The sequence below is a fragment of the bacterium genome (assembly GCA_030654305.1).
In the GTDB taxonomy this organism is placed as follows: domain Bacteria; phylum Krumholzibacteriota; class Krumholzibacteriia; order LZORAL124-64-63; family LZORAL124-64-63; genus PNOJ01.
In genome coordinates this window covers 1-1,903 of record JAURXS010000357.1, presented here as the reverse complement: position 1 = coordinate 1,903, position 1,903 = coordinate 1, and the positions used below count along the sequence as shown (strand labels likewise).

2 protein-coding genes are annotated in these 1,903 nt (G+C 74.6%); one reads left to right on the top strand and one right to left on the bottom strand.

What is annotated here, in order from left to right; translation table 11 throughout:
- Positions 1-203: 203 nt before the first annotated feature.
- Positions 204-1,085 (top strand): class I SAM-dependent methyltransferase, encoded by an 882-nt coding sequence (locus Q7W29_10260; protein MDO9172202.1) that lies wholly within the window; start codon positions 204-206, stop codon positions 1,083-1,085.
- Positions 1,086-1,089: 4 nt separating this feature from the next.
- Here the strand turns inward: Q7W29_10260 and Q7W29_10255 are convergent, their stop codons facing one another.
- On the bottom strand, positions 1,090-1,794 hold the full coding sequence (locus Q7W29_10255) for a uracil-DNA glycosylase (GenBank protein MDO9172201.1): 705 nt from the start codon (positions 1,792-1,794) through the stop codon (positions 1,090-1,092).
- Between the last annotated feature and the right edge of the window lie 109 nt (positions 1,795-1,903).

The following is a 1,903-nucleotide window of genomic DNA, read 5'->3' as shown; positions in this document are numbered from 1 at the left end:
CATCGCGCCGGCGATCACCCCTCCCGCCCGCCCCGCCGCCCGCCCCCCGGGACAATCTCGGGAAAGCTTCTGGACAGCTTCTGGACATCTGGTGGACAAGTCGACGCCGGGGTGGATAAGCTCCATGGCGCCGGACGCGCGGAACATCCAACCGGTTCCCGTCCAACACGTTGACAACCCGGTCCCTCCGAGAGGCGACCTCCATGACCGACGGTGGACAACTCCGCGAGATCTGGGCCCGGATCGCCGCCGAACCGCGCCCCGCACGGCCCTGGCGGGACGGGTCCGCGTTCCCCTGGGCCGACCCCGCCTTCAGCGAGCGCATGCTCCGCCTGCACCTGGACCAGTCGACGCACATGGCGAGCCGCACCCTGCCGGTCGTCGCCGCCCACGTCGGCTGGCTGGAGGCGCGGCTGGACGAGGCCTTCGGCGCCGGCGCGCCGCGCCGCGTGCTGGACGTCGCCTGCGGGCCCGGCCTGTACTGCCACGAGCTGGCCCGCCGCGGGCACCGCGCCTGGGGCTGCGACGTGGCGCCGGCGGCCCTGCGCCACGCGCGCGCGGTCGCCGCGGACGAGCGTCTCGGCTGCGGCTTCCACCTCGTCGACCTCGAAGACCCGCGGCTGCCGCTGCCCGCGGACGTCGCCGACCTCGACGCGGTGACGCTCTGGTACGGCGAGGTCCACGCCCACCTGCCGGGAGAGATGCTCGCCGCCCTGACCGCCCTCGCCGAGCGCCTGCGCCCCGGGGGCCTGATGATCCTGGAGTACCAGCCCTGGGATCTCTACCCGCGCGAGGACCTGCAGGAGTGGCGGGCCTGCGACGGCTCGCCGTTCGCCGACGGCCCGCACCTCTGGCTGCAGTCGTACCACTGGGACGACGCGTCGCAGTCCGAGATCAACGTCCACTGGATCGTGGACCCCGCGACGGGCGCGGCGACGCGCTACGCGCAGAGCGGGCGCGCCTGGCGCGACGAGGACCTCGCGGCGCTGTGCGCGGCCGCCGGCCTCGGCGGCGGCGTCTTCCTGCCGCCGATCACCGGCGTGGACGCCCGGCACGAATTCGCGATGCTGATTTCCCGGCGGTGAAGGGTCAGGAGGCGTCGGCGAGCAGCGCGTCGTGCAGGGCGCGCAGCTTGCGCACGTCCTCCCACGTGTCGCGCTTCCAGTGCGGGTTGCGCAGCAGCGCGGCGGGATGGAAGGTCGCCAGCACGGGGATGCCCTGGTAGAAGTGCACGGTCTCGCGCAGCGAGCGCAGGCTGGCGCGGGTGTCCAGCAGCGTCATCGCGGCGTGGCGGCCGAGGCAGCAGATCAGGTGCGGCTGGATGATCGCGAGCTGCCGGCGCAGGAAGGGCTCGCAGGCGTCGGCCTCGTCTCGCTCGGGGTCGCGGTTCTCGGGCGGCCGACACTTCAGGATGTTGCAGATGTAGACCTCGTCGCGCTCGAAGCGGATGGCGCGCAGGATGTCGGTCAGCAGCTGCCCGGCGCGGCCGACGAACGGCAGCCCCTGCTCGTCCTCGTTGCGGCCGGGAGCCTCGCCGATGAAGAGCACGCGCGCGTCGGGGTTGCCGCTGCCGAAGACCGTGCGGGTGCGCGTGGGGTGCAGCTTGCAGGACGTGCAGACGGCCACCTCGGCGGCCAGGCTCTCCAGCGCCAGCCGCTTGGACGGCGGGACCGGCGCGGACGCGGAAGCGGCCACCGCGGCGGCCGACGGCGCGACGAACAGGTCCGGGGCGGCTGGCGTCGCCGCGACCGTCGCGGGCGGGCGGCTGCGGATCTGGGCCAGCGTCTCGCGCACGAAGCGCTCACACTCGGCGCGGAATTCCCGTTCGCGGGCCGCCTTCGCCGCCGCCGCGGCGTCCGCCTCAGGTCCGGCGGCGGCCGCAGGCGGCGTGAGCGCGGCGGGT